Here is a 21,068-nt window from a genome sequence, read left to right as displayed (position 1 = left end):
CGCAAACCCGGCAAACTCGGTCCGCCGGACACACCGCGTTTACCGGATGGCTGCCGGTTCCCGGCAGATCGCGGGACAAGCCACGCTCCTACAGTTGTTGTGATTACTCAGGCTTCTTCGCCGGCTCCCACAAAATCTCCGCAACACCTTCCCGGCGGGCGATCAGGCGGGCCGCGACGAACAGCAAATCCGACAACCGATTGATGTACGCCAGCCCCACACCCGCCAGCGGTTCCACGGCGTTCAGGTGCTGGCAGCGCCGTTCGGCCGTGCGCGCCAGGCTGCGACAGACATGGGCCTGGGCGATCAGTGTCGAGCCGCCCGGCAGGATGAAGTTCTCAAGTGGCCCGAGTTCTTCGTTCCAGCGATCGATAGCCGTTTCCAGCCGCTCGATTTCCGCTGGGTTCAACGCCCGATACTCCGGCATCGCCAGTTCGCCACCCAGATCGAACAATCGGTGCTGACACGGCGCCAGCACGTCGATGATTTCCTGGAACGCGGGCACCGCACCGACGAGTCCTGCAAGTCCCGCCAGCAACAGGCCCAACTGGCTGTTCAAGGTATCGACTTCACCGATGGCTTCGACCCTTGGATGGTCTTTCGGTACCCGGCGCCCGTCACCCAGGCCGGTTTCACCCGTATCGCCCGTGCGCGTGTAAATCTTCGACAAGCGAAATCCCATGGTTCTACTCCCGGTCGTTCTGACCAATGATCTGTGGGGCAGGCACGTTCATCGGGTTGCCCGCCAATGGCAGACGCAACGTGAAGCAGGTGCCCTGGCCGAGGGTGGAGTGCACCTCCATCTGGCCCTTGTGATTGTTGGTGATGATGAAATACGAGACCGACAGGCCGAGCCCGGTGCCCTGACCGATCTCCTTGGTCGTGAAGAACGGCTCGAAGGTGCGTTTGCGCACGGCTTCGGACATCCCGATACCGTTGTCCTCAACCTGGATTTCCGCCCATGGCGGATTCAGACGGGTGCGCAGAATGATGCGCCCCGGCTCGGTTTCGTTTTCGCGTTGGTGAATGGCCTGCGCGGCATTCTTGAGCAGGTTGAGCAGGACTTGTTCCAGCTCGTTGGCGGTGCCCGGTACAGGGCCCAGCCTGGGGTCGAACTCACGAATGATGTTTTGACCCTTGAAGTCGAAACCGATGGTCAGGTCGAAGTCGTTGCTGGCGATTTCCACGGCCTGATCGATCAGTGCGGGCAGATCGCAAGGCGCCATCTGCCGGTTACTGCGGCGGCTGAAGCTGAGCATGTGGCTGACGATTTTGGCCGCACGCGCGCCGGCCTGTTGGATGCCGTCGAGTAACTGCGGCACTTCTCGCGCGCTGAGGTACTGGTTCACCGCGCTCAGTTCCACGCCTTCCTGCTGGGCTTGTTCCAGGTTCTTCGGAAGGTCGGGCGACAGGCGACGTCGAATGTTCTGCACGTTGTGCATGATCGCGCCCAGCGGGTTGTTGATTTCGTGGGCCATGCCCGCCGCGAGTCCGCCCACCGAGAGCATTTTCTCCGATTGCACCATCATGTCTTCCAGCGACAGGCGCTGGGTAATGTCGTCGATCCGGATCACCACGCCGCGACCGGCGCCGCCGGTCAGTGGGTAAAACGTCAGCGCGTAATGCCGGCTGACGTCCCCCTTGACCCACGTCACCCGCTCGATCTTGGTCACGGTGTGGCGTTCGACGGTCTGTTTGATCTGCGGCAGAAACGCCTTCATCGGCGGGAACGCGAGGAAAATCGGCTGGTTCAGCGCTTCGTCCAGCGGCGTGCCGGAGAGGGCGCCGGCTTCCTGATTCCATTGCGTGACGTAGAGCTGTTCATCCAGCGCAATCAGGGCCGAGGGCATAGAGTCGATGATGCTGTTGAGGTAGTTCTGAAAGCCGGTGAGCTTTTTCTCGATCTTGCTTCGCACCTGGACTTCCAGCTCCAGCTTGCGGTTGGTGTGGCGGGTTTCTTCGGCGAGCCCCTGCGCCTGATCGTAAGCTTCCTGAGACTCGTCGCGCGCGCGCTTGAGTTGCTGCTCGCGGGCTTCTATTCGCGACAGCATGGTATTGAACGCTTCAGCCAGCGAGCCGATTTCGTCGCGATTACCGGTGCCGGCGCGCAGGGCGTAGTTCTCTTCCCGGGTCACCCGGCGCGAAAGCTGTTCCAACTGATAGATCGGCTCGGTGATGAACCGCCGGATCTGCCTCGCCACGCCTGCCCACAGCAGCACGCTGAAGATCAGAATGCCGAGACTGGCGGTCAGCGTGCCGGTGTAGAAGGCGGTCGGCAGTTCGCTGCTGGCGACCAGCAACAGATGGCCGGGCGCCTGCCCCGGTTTGGAGACGGGAATGACCTGGGTGTTGCGAAACTCGGTGATGCGCCAACTTTCAAGATTGCGGTAATGGTCCGGCAACCGGAGCTTGTCGCCTTGTTGAACCTGGGCCAGCCGATTGCCGTTGGTGTCGTACACGGCAGCGGCACGCAACGGGGTGTAATTTTTCAGCTCCTTGAGCAGCGCCTGAGCGTTGTAAGGTGACGACAAGGCCTGCTCGGACAGGCCAGGGTTGCTGATCAGTCGGCCAATGGTCTGCAACGCCTGAGGCGCCATGGCTTCCTGAGAAATGTAATAGGCGGCGCTGATGAACGTCAGGTTGGCGACCAGCAGAACGGTGGTCAACAGGACCAGCAGCGCAGCCAACAGCTTCTGGCCGACCGGCAGGTTTTCGAGGCGCTGGCGCAATGGCATTGTCAAAGTCACTGGCGAATGAGGAACAGGCAGGTTAGCGCTGTTCGGGCCCTGCGCAAACCCGAACCTTTGAAATGGTTTGACGCGCTCCCGGTTGCAGTCCGGTATCCGCTGCTAGTAGCCCGGTAGGCCCCGGGCGTGCAGATGATCGATCAATTGTTCGCGTATCCGGTTCAGGCCGGGCGCGTGGCACTTGTGTTGTCGGGCGACGTTGCAGACGTGACCGAGCAAATAGCTGATTTCTGTTCGTCGACCTTGCGCGACATCCTGATACATCGACGAGTAGTTGGCGGCCGTGGCCTGGATGACCCGTTTCACTTCAGCGTGTAATCCGATCGCGGCCTCTGGCTGGCCGCAGGTTTTCAGCACCTGAACCAGTTCGTCGCACAACGCGTCGACTTCTTCGCGGTGCTGCAGCAGGTCACCGTTGCGGCATTCGTGCAGCACCGTCAGCGGATTGATCGCGCAGTTCAGCGCGAGCTTGCGCCACAGCCGGTCGAGAATGTCCGAAGACCATTGGTGTGGAATGCCTGCAAGGCTCAGTTCATCGAGCCAGTGGGGGGCGGCGCCGTTCTGCGTATCGCCGAGCCAATTGAAGCCCTTCCCGGCGAACACCACGCTGAAGTCTGCATCCCGAAACGCCCCTTCGGTGCTGGAAACGAATATGCACCGCACGTGCGGGACAAGCCCGGCGACAGCGTCCTGGCTGCCGAGCCCGTTTTGCAGCAGCAGAAGCTCGGCGCCAGCTTTGAGTCGCGGCGCAATGCTCTTCACGGCGCGTTCGGCATCGTACGCCTTGCAGGCCACCAGCAGACGCTGGATCGGCTCATCGTCGTCGACGGTCTGTGCCGGGATATCCAGCGTCAGGTGTTGTCCTTGCTCATTGAGCGTCAGGCCGCCCTTGCTTGCATACGCACCGAGGCGCGTGGCATCACGCAGGATCAGCCGCACCGGCAGCCCCGCGCGCGCGAGCCTTGTCGCCCACAAACTGCCCAGGCTCCCGGCGCCAAGGATGTGCCAAAGGGTTGTATTCAAGAGACGTCGCGCCGCAGGTCGGTGAGCATGGGTAAGAGGGAAAACAAAATCGACACCGCAGGCTCACATGAATGGGGGAAAAGTCTCGTTATAATGAGCGGGCTTTCATACCGTCAAGTCAGGCGTGCTCCATTTCCATGTCGAGCCGCGCCGTATCAATTGGAGAATCTACATGCCCTCGTTCGACGTAGTGTCCGAACTGGATAAACACGAAGTCACGAATGCCGTCGACAACGCGATCAAGGAGCTGGACCGCCGCTACGACCTCAAAGGCAAAGGCAGCTTCGAGTTCAAGGAAAAGGAACTCACCGTCAACCTGACCGCCGAAGCCGAGTTCCAGCTCGAAGCGATGATCGAGATCCTCAAGCTGGCGCTGATCAAGCGCAAGATCGACGTGCAGTGCCTGGAGGTGAAGGATGCCTATCCGTCTGGCAAAGTGATGAAGCAGGAAGCGATCCTCAAAGAAGGGATCGACAAGGAGCTGGCGAAGAAGATCGTCGCTCATATCAAAGACGCCAAGCTCAAGGTTCAGGCCGCCATCCAGGGTGAGCAGGTGCGTGTGACCGGCAAGAAGCGTGATGACCTGCAGGAAGCCATTGCGGCCCTGCGTGCCAAAGAGTTCGGCATGCCGCTGCAATTCAACAATTTCCGCGACTGATCGCGTCCTGATTTGCCTCTGCGTGGGGAACCCGAAGGGGTTGTGCGCGTCCGAGTGCAGGTCCCGCTGAAACGACGGCGCGGTAAAGCGCTGTCGTTTCAGTCTTCCGTTTTCGCGACCGCGAGGAGAAATGAATGGATTTGGATTTGAACGGCCAGGTCGATCACCTGGTCAAGGCTTCCCAGGCCTGGCTTCCCATGGTCATGCAGTACGGCAGCAAAGTCCTGTTGGCACTCGTGGTGTTGCTGGTGGGCTGGTGGCTGATCAATAAACTGACCAGCAAGGTGGGCGCACTGTTGGCGCTCCGTCACGTTGACTTGGCGCTGCAAGGCTTCATCAGCAGTCTGGCCAACATCATTCTGAAGATTCTGCTGATCGTCAGCGTCGCATCGATGATTGGCGTCGAGACCACGTCGTTCGTTGCAGCCATCGGTGCGGCCGGCCTGGCCATCGGTCTGGCGTTGCAGGGCAGCCTGGCGAACTTCGCGGGTGGCGTGCTGATTCTGCTGTTTCGCCCGTTTCGCATCGGTGACTGGATCGAAGCGCAAGGCGTGTCGGGCACCGTGGACAGTATTCAGATCTTCCACACGATCATTCGCACCGGCGACAACAAAACGGTGATCCTGCCCAATGGCAACCTGTCCAACGGCATCATCACCAACACCAACCGTCAGCCGACCCGCAAGATCACCTTTGATGTGGGCATCGATTACGACGCGGACCTCAAGCAGGCGCTGCAAGTGTTGATGGACATGGCCGACGATCCCCGTGTGCTGCAAGACCCGGCGCCGCAGGCCGTGGTGGCCGCATTGGGCGACAGTTCAATCACGGTGTCATTGCGGGTCTGGACCAAGACCGGGGACTTCGGTGAGGTGTCCAACCGCTTCAATGCCGAGATCCGCGATCGCCTGCGCGCTGCGAACATCGACATCCCGTTCCCACAGCGCGTGGTGCGCGTCGTGCAGGAGCACCAGGAGCCCGTTACACAGCGCTGATCAAGGCTGCTGAAACGACAAAAGCCCCGGCTCGTCACAGTCCGGGGCTTTTTGTTGGGTGTCGGGACAGCAAGAGTCATTACAGGAGCGGGCTTGGTCTGGGCCGCATCCGACGATTGCGGTACACCTGAATCACGGGCATCGCCTGACACACCGCCATCGCCGCTCCTGCAATGGGTCAGCGAATCACGAAGTTACGGCTGTTCGCTCACTTGCGTTTCAACGGGGGGCTGTTGCTCGTCGCGCTTCTCCTTGCGCGCTTCCTGCACCCAGTGCAGGGCGATCATGAACAGGGTGGGTACGCCCATCAGCGCGGTCGCGAGAAAGAAGTTGTGGTAACCGAGTTTCTCCACCATCACCCCTGAGTACCCGCCGATCAGGCGCGGTAACAGCAGCATGATCGAACTCAGCAACGCGTACTGTGTGGCCGAGAACTTGAGGTTGGTCAGGCTGGACAGGTAGGCGACAAATGCCGAGGTCGCCAGGCCCGAGCTGAAGTTATCCAGCGAGATCGTGACGATCAGCATCTTAAGATTCGGGCCCATGTCGGCCAGCATCAGGAACAACAGGTTGGTCGCCGCTGACGTCGCGCCCCCGATGAACAAGATGGGCAGGATGCCGAAGCGGACAATGGCCAGACCGCCGAACGCCGCACCGACCAGTGTCATTACCAGGCCGAAGAGCTTGCTCACACTGGCGATCTGATCTTTGGTAAAGCCCTGATCGATGTAGAACACGTTGGCCATTACGCCCATGACCGTATCGGACATGCGATAGGTGGCGATCAGCCCCAGCAGCAGAAAGGCCTGCCAGCGATACCGCAGGATGAAGTCGTTGATCGGCGTCAGGACCGGTGCCAGGCCACGACGGCCCATGGACGACAGGCAGGCGGCGGTGAGCAGCGTGTAGAGAATGGCGCGCAGGAAAGCACGGTCTTCCATCAGCAGACTTTTCCAGGTGGTGCCTTCGAACAGCACGCTGGCGAAATCGGTGTTGTACAGCTGGGTGAACATCGCCGGCACCGACACCAGCAGGATGATCAGCACGAACACCGAGGCGAGTTGATGAACGAAGCCGTAGCGTGCCGCCGAGAGCTGCGTACGCAGCGGCACGGCGGGTTCGCGCATGATCAGCGTGGTGATCAGCGCAGGAAGCATCAACAGACCGAACAGCACGTAGGTGCCGGTCCAGGCCGAGTGTTTATAGGCGAAGCCCGTGGAGCCGAAGCCTTCGGCGAAATACAGGGCACCGGCGGTGGCGAGCAGGGCGGCAACGCGGTAACCCGCCATGTAGCTGGCGGCGAGCGTGGCCTGCTGGCTGTCGGAGGCAATCTCGAGGCGGTAGGCGTCGATGGCGATGTCCTGGGTGGCGGACGAGAAGGCCACCACCACCGCAATTGCAATCAGCCACGACAAATGCTGCTGCGGGTCGCAGAAGCCCATGCCGATCAGCCCGAGTGTCACCAGCGTCTGAGACAGCACCAGCCAGGAACGCCGCCGTCCCAGTTTTCCAAGTAGCGGCAGGCGCCATTGATCGAGCAACGGCGACCATACCCATTTAAAGGCATAGGCGAGGCCGATCAGGCTGGCATAGCCGATGGTTTCCCGTGCGACACCGGCTTCACGAAGCCAGACCGACAGCGTGGAAAACACCAACATATAAGGCATGCCCGCAGCGAAGCCGAGCAACAACAGCACTAACGTGGAGGGGCTGGCATATGCGGCGAGCGCGGCGCGCCAGGTTTTGCGGGGCATGGGCTGGAATCTGCCTCAGGTTACGTAAACAAAGCGCGCACTCTAACCGTTGTGCTCTGTCGGGCGCCAGCCATGACGCGTCATATCCACACGATTGTTACGGATGGTCACCCCTTCGGCGCGCAATCGGGCCCTTTGTTCTTCACCCGACACGGTTCCCGCCGCAAGGCTCAGCTTTCCGCCGGCGCCGAGTACCCTGTGCCAGGGCAGCGTGCTGCCGTCGGGCAACTGGCTCAAGGTCCTGCCTACAAAGCGTGCCGCTCGTCCTAAACCCGCCAGTTCAGCCAATTGACCATAACTGACCACTTTGCCTTCAGGCACTTGATGCAATGTCAGGTAAAGCGCCGTGCGCCGTGCCTCTGAGGGAGAAAGCCCGGTGGGGTCGTCCGGTGCCAGAGAGTGTTCGATCACGCATTCGTTCCTGTTTGTTGGACCGGCGGGAATTTTCGATAAGGAACTAGGGAAACTTCCTACGGTCAGTGATACCTGTGTCGGCGGTCCTTGGATTGCCTCGACGTTATCCGACAGGATAATGCCCGTTTTCCGCAAACCAGAGCGTTGTCGTTGCTTATGTTGTCCAGAACCCTGCTGTGCCTTGCCATTACCAGTGCTTCCACTCCTTTGCTCGCCGACACCGTCTGGTTGAAGAACGGTGACAAGCTGACCGGGACCATCAAAGTCTTCGACGGCGGGAAGTTACTGCTCAATACCAAATACGCAGGCGACATTCCTTTGGACTGGAAGGAAGTCAAGACACTGGAAAGCGATCAGCATCTGCTGGTCAAGCAAGACGCCTACAACGGCGAGATTTCCAAATCGCTGCAGCCCGCCGACGATGGCAAGGTGACGCTGGCCAACGGCGACGCACCGAAGACCGTCGATCTGGCGAGCATCCAGCAGATCATGAAGCCCAAGCCGGTCGTCACCGATCTGGTCTGGAAGGGCAATATCGATGCCGCCCTGGACTTCCAGCGAGCCGACAAAGACACCGATGACTACAACATCGCGTTCAAGACCTCGGCCACCCATGGCAAGTGGCGTCACAACGCCGAGGGTGAGTACAACCGCGAGACGCAGGACGAAGACACCACCATCGACAACTGGCAAGCCGAGTATTCCATCGACCGCTTCATTACTGACAAGTGGTTCTGGGATGGCCGGTTCACCTACAAGCATGACAACGTCGAAGATTTGCGCCGTCAGCGCACGGTCGGTACCGGTCCGGGTTATCAGTTCTGGGACGACGAATTGGGCGCTTTCAAGGTCGGTACACTGCTTAACCGCACTGACTTCGAATATTCCAATAATGAGAAAGACAACTTCTACTCGATTTCCGGTACGTGGGACTACAACCGCTACCTGATCGGCAAGAAGGTAGAGTTCTTCACCAACGGCGAACTCGGCAAGCCCATCAGCGGCGTGGCGGATTACAGCCTGGATACGGAAATCGGTCTGCGTTACAAGGTCACCGAGTGGGCATCGCTCAACCTCAAGGCCGAGAAGAACGTCATCAGCGGTTCTGACGATGGCGATCTGGACAAGACCCGTTACACCGCCGGTTTCGGTGTCGCCTGGTAAAACGACACGTTTTCAATGTAGGAGCGTGGCTTGTCCCGCGATCGGCTGCGCAGCAGTCGTACATTTGGTAAATGCGGTGTGACAGTGGCACCGCACTCACCGATTTCGCGATGGGTTCCCCGCCGATCGCGGGAGTCAATCAGTTTTTTACGCGAAAACCCACGTAAAATCGTCACCGCCTCTCAATCTGGCACCCGCCAACGATAACGATTATCTTGTTCCCGATGCCCGCCAAGGTGGGTCTTTTTTGTCTGTACAGATCGCGTTTTCTTTGAGGAGCCACACCATGAGCGCCAATGCCAACCGGCAAGCCCGAGCCCTGCTGCTCAAGGAATATCGCGGTGTGCTGTCGACCCATTCCAAGTCGATGCCGGGGTTTCCCTTTGGCTCCGTGGTGCCGTACTGCCTGGACGATCAGGGACGGCCGCTGATTCTGATCAGCCGTATCGCCCAGCACACCCACAACCTGCAGCGCGACCCAAAGTGTTCGATGCTGGTGGGCGAGCGCGATGCCGAGGACGTTCAGTCGGTGGGCCGCGTTACGGTCATGGCCGAAGCGCACAAGGTCACGGATGAGGCGGCTGTCGAGGCTGCGGCACAGCGTTATTACCGCTACTTCCCCGAGTCGCAGAGCTATCACAGCGCTCACGATTTTGATTTCTGGGTCCTGGCGCCGGTGCGCTACCGCTACATCGGCGGGTTTGGCGCGATTCACTGGCTTGACGACGTCGCGCTCCCCAATCCGTTTGCGGGTGCTGCCGAAACCAGCATGGTCGAACACATGAACGAGGACCATGCCAAGGCCATCGCGCACTATGTCGAACTGGCCGGCTTGCCGAAGACCGAACCGGCGACATTGGTCGGCATCGACAGCGAAGGCATGCATTTGCGCATCGGGCAGGGGCTGTACTGGCTGGCGTTCGCTGAGCCTTGTAATACGCCGACACAAGTCCGCCAAGCCTTGGTTCAGCTGGCTCACGCAGAAAAATGGCCGACCGCGGAAGCCGCTGAGGCTTGAATTTACAACCTTGCGACATCACGTAGGGTCTACTGGAAGACTCCTTCCGTTGAGGAACTGATTTGATGCGCGCTTTCTTACTGCTTTTATTGCTTTTTCCAGTGCTCGAGCTGTTCGTGCTGGTGAAAGTCGGAATGTCCATCGGCTTCCTGGCGACGTTCCTGCTGGTGGTCGCGGGCTCGATGCTCGGCGTCTTTGTGGTCCGTGTTGCAGGTCTCGCGACCGCCATGAGTGCCCGTGAGAGTCTGGCGCGTGGCGAGTTGCCTGCCCAGCAGATGATGGACGGGCTGATGATGACCGTCGGTGGTGGCCTGCTGGTGTTGCCCGGCTTCATCAGCGACGTGTTGGGCCTGATCTGCCTGTTGCCGTTTACCCGTCGGGTGCTGGTGGACAAGGTGCGTCAGCGCGCAGAAGCATCGGCCAGCCGTCAGCGAGCGTTTGCCGATGACCTGCGTTCGGCGGGGTCGACGAATCCGGGCGCCCACCGCCCTGGTTCCCGCCCACCTGAGGTCATCGAAGGTGAAGTGATCGAGGGTGAGTTCGAACCACTCGATAAAAAGTAATCGACTGTTTCATCCATACGGCACCTTCGGGTGCCGTGTTCGTTAACGCGACCTCGATTCTCTTAAAAAATTTCTTCGGTGAGCCTTGTAATCAGCTTGCCCGCCCTTATGTATGGGTCACCGCAAGGTTTCTGGCGCATTTCGTCAGACCGTATTCTGCGGTTCGCTCGCGAACCGTAACCGGCAAGCCCGGATGTTTAAACCCGCCGGTGTCAACACCGGGCGTTCAAAAACCATAATTAGGAGATCGACAATGAAGCTTCGTCCTCTGCATGACCGCGTCGTAATCCGTCGCAGCGAAGAAGAAACCAAAACTGCTGGCGGTATCGTGCTGCCTGGTTCGGCTGCTGAAAAACCAAACCGTGGTGAAATCATCGCTGTCGGTGCCGGTCGCATCCTGGACAACGGTGAAGTACGCGCACTGGCCGTGAAAGTGGGTGACAAAGTGGTGTTCGGCCCTTACTCCGGCAGCAACACTGTGAAAGTAGACGGCGAAGACCTGCTGGTGATGAGCGAGAACGAGATTCTCGCGGTCGTCGAAGGCTGAGTTGATACCCCGCATTTTCCCGTTACTACAAAGTATTTAAGGAATATCGATCATGGCTGCTAAAGAAGTTAAGTTCGGCGACGTTGGCCGTAAGAAAATGCTCGCCGGTGTGAACGTCCTGGCTGACGCAGTAAAAGCGACCCTGGGCCCGAAAGGCCGTAACGTCATCATCGAGAAAAGCTTCGGCGCTCCGCTGATCACCAAAGACGGTGTGTCGGTTGCCAAAGAAATCGAACTGAAAGACCGCTTCGAAAACATGGGCGCGCAGCTGGTTAAAGACGTTGCCTCCCGTGCGAACGACGACGCTGGCGACGGTACCACCACCGCGACCGTTCTGGCTCAAGCCATCGTCAACGAAGGCCTGAAAGCCGTCGCTGCCGGCATGAACCCGATGGACCTGAAGCGCGGCATCGACAAGGCGACCATCGCCATCGTTGCCCAGCTGAAGTCGCTGTCCAAGCCTTGCACCGACACCAAGGCCATTGCCCAGGTGGGTACCATCTCCGCCAACTCCGACAGCTCCATCGGCGACATCATTGCCGAAGCAATGGAAAAAGTGACCAAAGACGGCGTTATCACCGTTGAAGAAGGTTCGGGTCTGGAAAACGAGCTGTCGGTCGTAGAAGGCATGCAATTTGACCGTGGCTACCTGTCTCCGTACTTCATCAACAAGCCGGACACCATGGTTGCCGAGCTGGACAGCCCGCTGCTGCTGCTGGTTGACAAGAAGATCTCCAACATCCGCGAAATGCTGCCAGTCCTGGAAGCCGTTGCCAAAGCCGGTCGTCCGCTGCTGATCGTTGCCGAAGACGTTGAAGGCGAAGCCCTGGCGACGCTGGTTGTGAACAACATGCGTGGCATCGTCAAAGTCGCAGCCGTCAAGGCGCCAGGCTTCGGCGACCGTCGCAAGGCCATGCTGCAGGATATCGCTGTCCTGACCGGCGGTACCGTTATCTCCGAAGAGATCGGTCTGAGCCTGGAAAGCACTACCCTGGAGCACCTGGGTAACGCCAAGCGCGTTGTGCTGAACAAAGAAAACACCACCATCATCGACGGTGCCGGCGTTAAAACCGACATCGACGCGCGTATCGCTCAGATCCGTCAGCAAATCGGTGACACTTCGTCGGACTACGACAAAGAGAAGCTGCAAGAGCGTCTGGCCAAACTGTCGGGCGGCGTTGCCGTGATCAAGGTCGGTGCCGGTTCCGAAGTTGAAATGAAAGAGAAGAAGGCCCGCGTTGAAGACGCCCTGCACGCGACCCGTGCAGCCGTTGAAGAAGGCGTGGTACCTGGCGGTGGCGTGGCACTGGTTCGCTCCCTGCAGGCTATCTCCGAGCTGAAAGGCGACAACGCCGATCAAAACGTCGGTATCGCTCTGCTGCGTCGCGCTGTTGAAGCTCCACTGCGTCAGATCGTGGCCAACTCCGGTGACGAGCCAAGCGTTGTGGTCGACAAGGTCAAGCAGGGTTCGGGTAACTTCGGTTACAACGCTGCGTCCGGCGAGTACGGCGACATGATCGAAATGGGTATTCTGGACCCGGCTAAAGTGACCCGTTCTGCTCTGCAGGCGGCGTCCTCCATTGCCAGTCTGATGATCACCACCGAAGCGATGATCGCTGACGTGGCAGAAGACAAGCCTGCGGCTGGCGGCATGCCAGACATGGGCGGCATGGGTGGCATGGGCGGCATGATGTAAGTCGGCCTTACCCGCTTCTAGCTGCATGAAAAACCCCGCTTCGGCGGGGTTTTTTTATGGGCGCTGTCTGGGTTTGGGATACGGACATCCCTGTCCTGACGGCGGTCTCGCGGCATCCATGCCGCTCGACCCACTGCGCGTCATCTGCGTTTGGCCTGGACCCAAGTCGCGTTTTGTGGTGTCCAGGCGTTCTCTGTACGAAGATCAACGGCAACGGCACAGACAGAGCTATCAGGCTGACGCAGTTCCTGTAGGAGCGTGGCTTGTCCCGCGATCTGCCGGGAACCGGCAGCGAAACCTGCACATGCAGGGTGTCAGGCAGAATCGAGTCGTCTGGTTTTGCTACCGCTGCGCGGCAGATCGCGGGACAAGCCACGCTCCTACAGCTGAGAGTGCAGCGTGGGCGACAGGGACTGTTGATCGTTCCCACGCTCCGCGTGGTAACGCAGCGACTGACGCTCTGCGTCAACGTGGACGCGGAGCGTCCTGGCAGGCATTCCCACGCGGAGCGTGGGAACGATCATGCAAACCGAAAAATCTCAGCGCCACCGCACATACCGCATGTTCATGCAAATCAAGCAGCGGTATCAGCAAACAAGCAAGCAAGCGCTAGCCCGACACCGGCTCACCGGCCAACACCTTGTCCTTCTTACGCACCGGCCGATAAAGCACAGCGTAATAGGCCCCCAGACAAATCAGCCAACAGAACACCGCCGTCCAGATGTTGTGCGAGAAAAAATGCGCCCCCTGCAACATCCGCCCCACCGAAAACACCGTCCCGAGGCCGAACGCGAAGATCAGGCCCGCCCTGGCCATGCGCGGCTTGCGGTCACGAAACACGAAGAACAGCGCGAACAGCGTAAAGCCGGTCGCCGCATGGCCGCCTGGCCAGCAACGGCCCGGTTTGTCCGTCTGAGGGCGAGGGCTCAGCAGCTCGCTGTACTGCTCCTGGCCACCAAACTCCGTCAGGCTCCAAGGGCACTGGACCGCCGTGACGGCTTTCATTGGCGTCACGAAACTGGTCGACAATGCCATCGACAGCACCATGCAACCCAGTTCACGTTTCCAGGGCTTGAGCTTCTCTATAAAGAACGAGGCGATAAAGCCCGCGAAGGACAGCACGCCCAGTGCGATGACCACCTGTTTGGCTCGGTCATGCAGTACGTTCTCCAGGAAATAACTGTGTTTACCGATGAAGCCGCCAGCAGACGGGTCGTAGGCCAGCTTGGCGATATCCATGTCCAGCGACGTCAGTTCCAGTAACAGCAAGACAATGGCGGTCACCGCTGGAATGCCGAGATAAACCCACAGGTTGATCGGGCGTGAAGCGGGCCGTTCGAAGACTTCAGACATGGTGAATCCCGTGTTGTGGCGAGAAGGAGCGCGCAAGGCAGGCCGAGAGCAGTCGGCAGTCTGGACCAAGGCCTGTCGCCCAGCTGTGAACCGGGAGTGAAAAAAACGTTATGCACCGCGAGGCTGGCCCTCTGGCGCGCTTGGCCGTAAGCTGCCGCCAACTCTGACCTGAATGAGTCCGCCGTACGGTTGCGCGCCAGGTCATGCCGACATCCATCGAGGGAGACACGCGCCCATGAGAATTCTGCTGGTTGAAGACAACCGCGATATCCTGGCGAACCTGGCCGACTACCTGGGTTTGAAGGGCTACACCGTTGATTGCGCGCAGGATGGGCTTTCCGGTCTGCACCTGGCCGCGACCGAACATTACGACTTGATCGTGCTCGACATCATGCTGCCGGGCATCGATGGCTACACGCTGTGCAAACGTCTGCGTGAGGACGCCCGTCGCGACACGCCCGTGATCATGTTGACCGCCCGTGACCAGCTTGACGACCGCCTGCAGGGCTTTCGCTCGGGGGCTGACGACTACCTGCTCAAACCGTTCGCGCTGTCGGAACTGGCTGCGCGCATAGAGGCAGTGCTGCGTCGTGCGCAGGGCGGCGGTCGGCGTACGTTGCAGGTGGCCGAACTGGTTTATGACCTGGACACCCTGGAGGTGACGCGCGAGGGGCGGCTGCTCAAACTCAACCCCGTCGGCCTGAAACTGCTGGCGGTGTTAATGCAGAAAAGCCCTCATGTGCTGCGCCGCGAAGTGCTGGAAGAAGCGCTGTGGGGCGACGACTGTCCGGACAGCGACAGTCTGCGCAGCCACGTTCACCAGTTACGTCAGGTGATCGACAAACCCTTCGCCAAGCCTCTGCTGCAAACCGTGCACGGTGTCGGGTACCGCCTGGCCGAGGGCCGCGATGGAGTTTAAGCAGAGCCTTGCGCAGCGGATCATCATTGCCTTTGCGTTGATGAGTGCGCTGGTTGCGGGATCGTTTGCCATGGGCATCGTTGCGACGGTGCACCTGGTCGAAGAAAAGCTGATCTCTTCCGGGTTGGGCGGTGACCTGACGCGCCTGTTGCTCATGGACAGTGTGGAAGACTGGAGCCATCGCCCGGAGCCGGATCAACTGTTCTATTTCAGCGGCGGGCCTGGTGACTTTGAGTTGCCCAAGGACCTTCGCCATCTGGAGCCCGGTTTTCACGAGGTGTTTCGCGGCCCGTTGTCCTATCACGCCATGGTGGAAGTGGTCGATGGCCGTCGCTATGTCCTGTTGCAGGATCAAAGCGATTTTGAAGAGCGCGAGCGCGTACTCTTTGCCGTGGTGCTGGTCGGTTTCGTGTTGGCGCTGGCGTTGGCGGTTTTCCTGGGATGGGTGCTGGCTCGCCGGGTCATGGCGCCGGTGGTTCGGCTGGCCCGTCAGGTGCGTCATCGCGATCAGTTACTGGGGCTCGCACCACCGCTTGCGCCGGATTACGCCGCGGATGAAGTGGGTGAACTGGCGGTGGCATTCGACGCGACGCTGGGGCGCTTGCGCGACGCCTTGACCCGAGAGCGCATGTTTACCAGCGACGTGAGCCACGAGCTGCGGACACCATTGATGGTGCTGGCAAGCTCCTGTGAGCTGCTGTTGGAGAACCCTGCGCTGGACCAGCGCGCCCGTGCTCAGGTCGAACGGGTAGGGCGGGCGTGCGAGGAGATGCGTGACCTGGTGCAGACGTTCCTGATGTTGGCACGCACTCAACGGGACGATGCGGGCATGAATCCGCAACTGTCGTTGCAAGCAGCGGCACAACAACTTTTGACGCTTTGGCGTGAGCCTATCGAAGCCAAAGGTCTGCAGTTGGAATATCACCCTGATAACGCTTCGCAAGCCACTTACAATGCGACCTTTCTGTACGCCGTGATGGGCAACCTGTTGCGTAATGCCCTTCACTACACCGATCAGGGGTTTATCCGGCTCACGCTGCTGCCCCATGGCTTCACCGTTGAAGACTCGGGCGTCGGCATACCTGAGGAGAAGCGGGAGGCGATGTTCCAGCCCTTCGTACGGGGTAGCGAGCAACGGGGCGAAGGGCTGGGACTGGGCCTGTCGTTGGTGCAACGCATTTGCGAAAACCAGGGCTGGGCCGTGACCCTGGACACGATGGAGCCAAACGGCTGCCGGTTCACCGTCGACCTCAGAACAGCGGCCGGCACCGCCTGAAGCCTGGATGCACAGATTTGTATGGGGAATGTAAATGTTGCTGCGATCATGCAGATAATGGCTCTATGCTAGCCCTATCTTCTGGAAAAACCTCGTAACATTTGCGCCCGCCAACGCACGTTTTTTTCACAATTGCATGACCTGACGGTCACGCGAATCTACCTAGTTTGGCCGTATCACTTCAGGAGATACGGCCATGAGCAAACGGATCGAGCTGGATTTTTCGCGCAAATACGACGAAGAGCACGCGAGAAAATATTTACGCAAGCACAAGGACGGATTGGCAAGACGGTTGTCTGATCGTCGCGACAAGCAATTGGCCAGACGCGCGCTGGCCTTGGCGGGTGAGCCTGGACTGGTGCTCGATCTGCCATGCGGCGCGGGCCGGTTCTGGCCGTTGCTGGCAGAGAAGGCCAATCGCGTCATCATTGGCGCCGACAATTCTGCGGCCATGGTGGCCACGGCGTGTGAGTCTCAGCCAGCCGAGGTGGTGAGTAGGGTACGGCCCTTGCAGACGTCTGCATTCGCCATCGACATGCCGGACAACGCGGTGGACAGCATTTTTTGCATGCGCCTCCTGCACCATGTGGGAAAGGCGCAGGACAGGGCGGTGTTGCTGAAGGAGTTTCATCGTGTGACCCGTGACAGCGTCATAATTTCGCTGTGGGTCGACGGCAATTTCAAGGCATGGAAACGCAAACGCGCGGAGAGTAAACGTCATCAAGAGGGTTACCAGAACCGCTTTGTGTTACCGGTGGCCACAGTAGAAGCCGAATTTGAACAGGCAGGATTTCGCATCCAGGAGCGATTGGGCTTCCTGCCGCTATACGCCATGTGGCGTGTGTATCTATTACGTAAGAGGTAACAGGATGGCCGTGGATTTTGCAGCAGAGTCGAGCGTTCCCGCCAAGGACCGTTTTGCCTATTTCTGGAACACCCGTGGTGAGTGGGTTGAAGAGCCCAATGTGCGCCGCGGCGGGGAAAGTGGCGTACAGCGCGTCGTGTCGGAGAACGGTCGTCTGTTGTATGTAAAGCGCCAGACTGGACACATCTACCGCAGTTGGCTGCACCCGTTTGGTCGTCCGACGGTCCTGCGTGAGCGGGACGCACTGGAGGGCCTGCGTCAGCTCAATGTCAACGTCCCACGCATGGTGTTCTGTGGTGCTGAGCGCGACGAGAATAATGAGTGGCGTGCGCTGTTGGTCACGGCTTCGCTGGACGGTTATGAAGAGTTCGAAAACTGGCTCAAAGCGGGTGGCCGCGAGCAGTATGGCGAAGCTGTCTACGAGCAGATGCTGAAGGCGCTGGCTGAAAATCTGGCCCGTATGCACAGGGGCCGTTGGCAGCACAGCTGCATCTACATCAAACACGTTTTTGTACGCGTGGTCGGCGAGGGCGCCAGCGCCAAGCCTGAAGTGGCCTTGCTGGACCTGGAGAAGTGCCGCCAGCGCCTGACCGCGTACGGCGCGGCTCAACACGATATGAAGCAGCTACGTCGCCACTCGTCGTTCCAGCCAGCAGACTGGAAGAAGCTCGTCTACTTTTACGAGACGGCGTTTGGCAGCCCCATCAAAGGTTTAGATCGATGAAGTTAGAAATGGCGCGAGGTTTGTTTCTGGTCGGGGCGTTGGGCATTGCCTCCATTGCCATGGCCGCCTGGGAGCAACCCAGGCCACAGATACTGAGCGCGGCCCATGGCGAAGGGCATTGCCCTTTGCCGCGGGTGGCAAAGGCGGATCTGCCGGTGCGACCTGATCATGACCTGTTGTTGTTGATGTTCGGCCTCGCCCAGGGATCGGGGCCACAACATTGAGACAACCACCTGACTGAAGGCCCCGTTGATCGGGGCCTTTTTTATTTGGGGTGAGTTGGGGTTTTCCAAGCCGATACCCTCAACATCAAACTCGCGCCTTCCCCGCCATCACCGTATAAACACACGGCAACACAAACAACGTAAACAACGTCCCCACCGACATCCCTGTCGCGATCACCAGCCCGATGTCGAAGCGGCTGACCGCTCCCGCCCCCGTTGCCAGAATCAGCGGCACCATGCCGAACACCATCGCTGCGGTGGTCATCAGAACCGGGCGCAGGCGAATCGCGGCCGCTTCCTCCACGGCCTCTCGCACCCCAAGGCCCTTGTCGCGCCGCAGTTGGTTCGCGAATTCGACGATCAGGATGCCGTGCTTGCTGATCAGCCCGATCAACGTCACAAGGCCAACCTGCGTATAAATGTTGAGCGTGGATATGCCGAGGAACAGCGGGATCAGCGCGCCGCAGATCGATAAGGGCACGGTCACCAGAATCACCAGCGGATCGCGAAAGCTTTCGAACTGCGCTGCCAGCACCAGGAAAATAATGGCCAGCGCAAGGCCGAACGTCACCCACAACGCATTGCCTTCCTGCACGTATTGACGGGACGCGCCTGCGTAGTCATAGGCAAACCCGGCGGGTGCTTCCTGATCGGCGATTTGTCGCACCGTATCGATGGCTTCGCCCATGCTGACCAGCGGAAAACCCGAGATGATGGCTGAGTTGAGCTGCTGGAACTGGTTGAGCTGGCGCGGTCTGGCACGGTCACTGACGGTGATCAGCGTCGACAGCGGGAGCATCTTGCCCTCGCTGTTTTTCACGTAATAGTTCGACAGCCACTCAGGGTTATCGCGGTAAGCCCGTTCCACTTGCGCGATGACCTTGTAACTGCGGCCATCGATGGTGAAGCGGTTGATCTCCGCTTCGCCCAGCAAGGTGGCCAGACTCCCGCCCAGGTCCTGCATCGAAACGCCCATCTGTGCCGCCTTGGCACGGTCGATATCAACCACGACTTCCGGCTTGTCGAACGCCAGATCCACATCGAGAAACGCGAACTTGCCGGATTCCGTCGCGCGCTTCTTGATCCGGTCGACGACCTCAAGCAGCGCGGGATAATCGTTCGGCGAATTGATCACGAACTGAAAGGGCAGCCCTTCACCGGTTCCTGGCAACGACGGCAAGTTGAACCCAAAAATCTGCAGGCCGGTGATCTGTTCGAGCTTGGCCTGAACTTCCGGTAACAGTTCCATCTGTGTGCGTTTGCGTTCGTCCCATGGCTTGAGCAGGAAACCACCGACACCGGTCTGTACGCCGTTGAAGCCATTGATCTGGAACGACGAATAGTACTCGGGGAACGCCTTGAAAATGGAGATGAACTGGTCGGTGTACGTGTTCATGTAATCAAGGTTGGTCGGTTGTGGCGACGTCGCCATCATGAAAATGATGCCCTGGTCTTCATCAGGCGCCAGTTGCGACTGGCTGAATTTCAGGAAGACCGGAATCAGGCACAGCACCAGCACGGCGAAGACGATGACCACCGGACGACTGTTCAACGTGCCATGCAGCAGGCGTTGATAGCGCACTTTCAAACCGTCGAAAATCTGGTCGAGCTTGTGTGCCAGTCCGCTCGGGTTTTCGTCATGGCGCAGCAGAACGGCGCACATCATGGGCGAAAGAGTCAGGGCGACGATCCCGGAAATCACCACGGCACCCGCCAGCGTCAGCGCGAACTCCTTGAACAGCGCGCCTGTCAGGCCCTGGAGGAAACCGATTGGCGCATAAACGGCGGCCAGGGTCACCGTCATCGACACCACCGGCATGGCGATCTCGCGCGCGCCTTCCAGCGCCGCGTTCAAAGGCGTTTTGCCCTCTTCGATGTGCCGATGAATGTTTTCCACCACGACGATGGCGTCGTCCACCACCAGACCGATCGCCAACACCATGGCCAGCAACGTCAGCAGGTTGATCGAGTACCCCATCACCTGCATGAAGAACAGCACGCCGATCATCGACAACGGAATGGTGATCACCGGGATCAGGACCGAGCGCAGCGCACCCAGAAACAGGAACACCACGACGATGACGATCAGCACCGCCTCGATCAGCGTTTTCACCACTTCATGGATCGAGGCCTGGATGAACAAGGTGGCGTCGTAGGCGATGGAGACTTTCAGGCTGGGCGGCAGTTGGCTTTCAAGCTCCGGCATGATCCGCCGGACTTCCTTGATCACGTCCAGCGGGTTGGAACTGGGCGTGCCCTTGATGCCGATGTAAACCGAAGGTGTGCCGTCGAAAGAGCTGACGGTGTCGTAGTTTTCCGCGCCCATTTCGACGCGCGCCACATCGCCAAGCAAGACACGGCTGTCACCTACGGTCTTCAGGGGGATGGCGGCGAATGTCTCCGGGGATTTCAGATCGGTGGTGGCGTTGACACTGGTCACCACGTATTCGCCTTTGACCTCGCCCGCGGCAGACAAGAAGTTGTACTTGCGCACCGCGTCCGTCACATCGCTGGCCGTCAGGCCGAAGCCTGCGAGCTTGACCGGGTCCAGCCACAGGCGCATGGCGAACACCTGATTGCCGAGAATCTCGGCTTCGGCCATGCCGGGCAGTGTGGCCAGCTTTGGCTGAATGACGCGGGACAGGTAATCAGTGATTTGCGGATTGTTCAGTTCCGAGCTGTAGAAACTGATGTACATGAGTGCCGAGGCATCGGCCGCTTCCTTGCTCAGCACCGGGTCTTCAGCGTCCTGCGGCAGCTTGTTTTTGACTTCATTGGCCTTGGCCAACAACTCGGTGTAGAGCCGGTCGGTGTTCGCGCCGATACGCGCGTAGATCGAGATCACCGAGAAGTTCTGCCGACTGACCGAGGTCATGTAGTCGATGCCTTCCGCGCTGGCCAGACTCTGCTGCAGCGGCTGGGTGATGTAGCCCTGAATGGTTTCGGCATTGGCGCCGGGGTACGCCGTGGTCACCGTGATCAGGGCGTTTTCCATCTGCGGGTATTGGCGGATGGTCAGTTTGCTGAACGCCTGAAAGCCCAGCAGCACGATCAGCAGGCTGATCACACTGGCGAGGACGGGGCGGCGGATGAACGGGTCTGTGAATGCCATGGTCGTTCCTTTGAAG

19 protein-coding genes are annotated in these 21,068 nt (G+C 59.5%); 12 read left to right on the top strand and 7 right to left on the bottom strand.

Annotated features, from left to right (window positions below; translation table 11 throughout):
• Window positions 1-103 precede the first annotated feature (103 nt).
• The 3 genes from BMY73_RS23905 to BMY73_RS23895 all read right to left on the bottom strand — a co-directional run bounded on the left by BMY73_RS23905 (window position 104) and on the right by BMY73_RS23895 (window position 3,770).
• The gene (locus BMY73_RS23905; protein WP_092410206.1) at window positions 104-682 is read right to left on the bottom strand and encodes a cob(I)yrinic acid a,c-diamide adenosyltransferase; all 579 of its coding nucleotides are present in this window, start codon (window positions 680-682) and stop codon (window positions 104-106) included.
• Between the two features lie 4 nt (window positions 683-686).
• Window positions 687-2,735 carry a sensor histidine kinase gene (locus BMY73_RS23900; protein ID WP_092410204.1) on the bottom strand — a complete coding sequence of 683 codons (2,049 nt, stop codon included), beginning with the start codon at window positions 2,733-2,735 and terminating at the stop codon, window positions 687-689.
• A gap of 114 nt (window positions 2,736-2,849) precedes the next feature.
• Complete coding sequence (locus BMY73_RS23895) at window positions 2,850-3,770, bottom strand: putative 2-dehydropantoate 2-reductase (RefSeq protein ID WP_092410202.1); 921 nt, start codon at window positions 3,768-3,770, stop codon at window positions 2,850-2,852.
• 172 nt (window positions 3,771-3,942) lie between these two features.
• Between BMY73_RS23895 and BMY73_RS23890 the strand changes: the two genes are divergently transcribed.
• Both BMY73_RS23890 and BMY73_RS23885 read left to right on the top strand, forming a co-directional pair.
• On the top strand, window positions 3,943-4,428 hold the full coding sequence (locus BMY73_RS23890; protein ID WP_062384157.1) for a YajQ family cyclic di-GMP-binding protein: 486 nt from the start codon (window positions 3,943-3,945) through the stop codon (window positions 4,426-4,428).
• A gap of 140 nt (window positions 4,429-4,568) precedes the next feature.
• Complete coding sequence (locus tag BMY73_RS23885) at window positions 4,569-5,423, top strand: mechanosensitive ion channel family protein (RefSeq protein ID WP_092410212.1); 855 nt, start codon at window positions 4,569-4,571, stop codon at window positions 5,421-5,423.
• Between the two features lie 194 nt (window positions 5,424-5,617).
• Here the strand turns inward: BMY73_RS23885 and BMY73_RS23880 are convergent, their stop codons facing one another.
• Together BMY73_RS23880 and BMY73_RS23875 are read right to left on the bottom strand one after the other, a co-directional pair.
• Window positions 5,618-7,177, bottom strand: coding sequence for an AmpG family muropeptide MFS transporter (locus BMY73_RS23880; RefSeq protein WP_092410200.1), 1,560 nt, complete (start codon window positions 7,175-7,177; stop codon window positions 5,618-5,620).
• Window positions 7,178-7,219: 42 nt separating this feature from the next.
• Window positions 7,220-7,588: an MGMT family protein gene (locus tag BMY73_RS23875; protein WP_092410198.1), complete on the bottom strand. Its 369-nt coding sequence runs from the start codon at window positions 7,586-7,588 to the stop codon at window positions 7,220-7,222.
• Between the two features lie 159 nt (window positions 7,589-7,747).
• Here BMY73_RS23875 and BMY73_RS23870 point away from each other — a divergent pair, with 159 nt between their 5' ends.
• From BMY73_RS23870 to groL, 5 genes are all read left to right on the top strand, one after another.
• The gene (locus tag BMY73_RS23870; protein ID WP_092410196.1) at window positions 7,748-8,755 is read left to right on the top strand and encodes a DUF481 domain-containing protein; all 1,008 of its coding nucleotides are present in this window, start codon (window positions 7,748-7,750) and stop codon (window positions 8,753-8,755) included.
• Window positions 8,756-9,041: 286 nt separating this feature from the next.
• Window positions 9,042-9,773, top strand: coding sequence for a HugZ family pyridoxamine 5'-phosphate oxidase (locus tag BMY73_RS23865; RefSeq protein WP_062384150.1), 732 nt, complete (start codon window positions 9,042-9,044; stop codon window positions 9,771-9,773).
• A 65-nt stretch (window positions 9,774-9,838) separates the two neighbouring features.
• The gene (locus tag BMY73_RS23860) at window positions 9,839-10,336 is read left to right on the top strand and encodes an FxsA family protein (RefSeq protein WP_062384147.1); all 498 of its coding nucleotides are present in this window, start codon (window positions 9,839-9,841) and stop codon (window positions 10,334-10,336) included.
• Between the two features lie 253 nt (window positions 10,337-10,589).
• Entirely contained in the window at window positions 10,590-10,883 is a 294-nt protein-coding gene (locus tag BMY73_RS23855; RefSeq protein ID WP_062384143.1) for a co-chaperone GroES, read from the top strand.
• 52 nt (window positions 10,884-10,935) lie between these two features.
• Window positions 10,936-12,579, top strand: coding sequence for a chaperonin GroEL (gene groL / locus BMY73_RS23850; protein WP_062384140.1), 1,644 nt, complete (start codon window positions 10,936-10,938; stop codon window positions 12,577-12,579).
• Between the two features lie 609 nt (window positions 12,580-13,188).
• Here groL and BMY73_RS23840 read toward each other — a convergent pair.
• Window positions 13,189-13,932 carry a phosphatase PAP2 family protein gene (locus tag BMY73_RS23840; protein ID WP_092410192.1) on the bottom strand — a complete coding sequence of 248 codons (744 nt, stop codon included), beginning with the start codon at window positions 13,930-13,932 and terminating at the stop codon, window positions 13,189-13,191.
• A gap of 235 nt (window positions 13,933-14,167) precedes the next feature.
• Here BMY73_RS23840 and colR point away from each other — a divergent pair, with 235 nt between their 5' ends.
• From colR to BMY73_RS23815, 5 genes are all read left to right on the top strand, one after another.
• Complete coding sequence (gene colR / locus BMY73_RS23835) at window positions 14,168-14,851, top strand: two-component system response regulator ColR (protein WP_062384084.1); 684 nt, start codon at window positions 14,168-14,170, stop codon at window positions 14,849-14,851.
• Window positions 14,841-16,127 (top strand): sensor histidine kinase, encoded by a 1,287-nt coding sequence (locus BMY73_RS23830; RefSeq protein ID WP_062384081.1) that lies wholly within the window; start codon window positions 14,841-14,843, stop codon window positions 16,125-16,127. Before colR ends, BMY73_RS23830 begins: the two co-directional genes overlap by 11 nt.
• A gap of 196 nt (window positions 16,128-16,323) precedes the next feature.
• Window positions 16,324-16,992 (top strand): class I SAM-dependent methyltransferase, encoded by a 669-nt coding sequence (locus BMY73_RS23825; protein ID WP_092410190.1) that lies wholly within the window; start codon window positions 16,324-16,326, stop codon window positions 16,990-16,992.
• Between the two features lie 4 nt (window positions 16,993-16,996).
• On the top strand, window positions 16,997-17,716 hold the full coding sequence (locus BMY73_RS23820; protein ID WP_062384073.1) for a lipopolysaccharide kinase InaA family protein: 720 nt from the start codon (window positions 16,997-16,999) through the stop codon (window positions 17,714-17,716).
• The gene (locus BMY73_RS23815; RefSeq protein ID WP_062384070.1) at window positions 17,713-17,940 is read left to right on the top strand and encodes a hypothetical protein; all 228 of its coding nucleotides are present in this window, start codon (window positions 17,713-17,715) and stop codon (window positions 17,938-17,940) included. The genes BMY73_RS23820 and BMY73_RS23815 overlap by 4 nt, the downstream gene beginning before the upstream one ends.
• A gap of 85 nt (window positions 17,941-18,025) precedes the next feature.
• Here BMY73_RS23815 and BMY73_RS23810 read toward each other — a convergent pair whose 3' ends face one another.
• Entirely contained in the window at window positions 18,026-21,052 is a 3,027-nt protein-coding gene (locus BMY73_RS23810; protein ID WP_092410188.1) for a multidrug efflux RND transporter permease subunit, read from the bottom strand.
• Between the last annotated feature and the right edge of the window lie 16 nt (window positions 21,053-21,068).

It is taken from the genome of Pseudomonas sp. NFACC02 (assembly GCF_900110765.1).
Lineage (GTDB): Bacteria > Pseudomonadota > Gammaproteobacteria > Pseudomonadales > Pseudomonadaceae > Aquipseudomonas.
The sequence above is the reverse complement of the archived record's forward strand: the minus strand, read 5'-3'. Positions and strand labels throughout refer to the sequence as shown.

Coding starts and splice junctions, on each gene's coding strand:
- BMY73_RS23905 (WP_092410206.1), bottom strand. CDS start 682: ATGGGATTTCGCTTGTCGAAGATTTACACGCGCACGGGCGATACGGGT.
- BMY73_RS23900 (WP_092410204.1), bottom strand. CDS start 2,735: ATGCCATTGCGCCAGCGCCTCGAAAACCTGCCGGTCGGCCAGAAGCTG.
- BMY73_RS23890 (WP_062384157.1), top strand. CDS start 3,943: ATGCCCTCGTTCGACGTAGTGTCCGAACTGGATAAACACGAAGTCACG.
- BMY73_RS23880 (WP_092410200.1), bottom strand. CDS start 7,177: ATGCCCCGCAAAACCTGGCGCGCCGCGCTCGCCGCATATGCCAGCCCC.
- BMY73_RS23870 (WP_092410196.1), top strand. CDS start 7,748: ATGTTGTCCAGAACCCTGCTGTGCCTTGCCATTACCAGTGCTTCCACT.
- BMY73_RS23865 (WP_062384150.1), top strand. CDS start 9,042: ATGAGCGCCAATGCCAACCGGCAAGCCCGAGCCCTGCTGCTCAAGGAA.
- BMY73_RS23860 (WP_062384147.1), top strand. CDS start 9,839: ATGCGCGCTTTCTTACTGCTTTTATTGCTTTTTCCAGTGCTCGAGCTG.
- BMY73_RS23855 (WP_062384143.1), top strand. CDS start 10,590: ATGAAGCTTCGTCCTCTGCATGACCGCGTCGTAATCCGTCGCAGCGAA.
- groL (WP_062384140.1), top strand. CDS start 10,936: ATGGCTGCTAAAGAAGTTAAGTTCGGCGACGTTGGCCGTAAGAAAATG.
- BMY73_RS23840 (WP_092410192.1), bottom strand. CDS start 13,932: ATGTCTGAAGTCTTCGAACGGCCCGCTTCACGCCCGATCAACCTGTGG.
- colR (WP_062384084.1), top strand. CDS start 14,168: ATGAGAATTCTGCTGGTTGAAGACAACCGCGATATCCTGGCGAACCTG.
- BMY73_RS23830 (WP_062384081.1), top strand. CDS start 14,841: ATGGAGTTTAAGCAGAGCCTTGCGCAGCGGATCATCATTGCCTTTGCG.
- BMY73_RS23825 (WP_092410190.1), top strand. CDS start 16,324: ATGAGCAAACGGATCGAGCTGGATTTTTCGCGCAAATACGACGAAGAG.
- BMY73_RS23820 (WP_062384073.1), top strand. CDS start 16,997: ATGGCCGTGGATTTTGCAGCAGAGTCGAGCGTTCCCGCCAAGGACCGT.
- BMY73_RS23815 (WP_062384070.1), top strand. CDS start 17,713: ATGAAGTTAGAAATGGCGCGAGGTTTGTTTCTGGTCGGGGCGTTGGGC.
- BMY73_RS23810 (WP_092410188.1), bottom strand. CDS start 21,052: ATGGCATTCACAGACCCGTTCATCCGCCGCCCCGTCCTCGCCAGTGTG.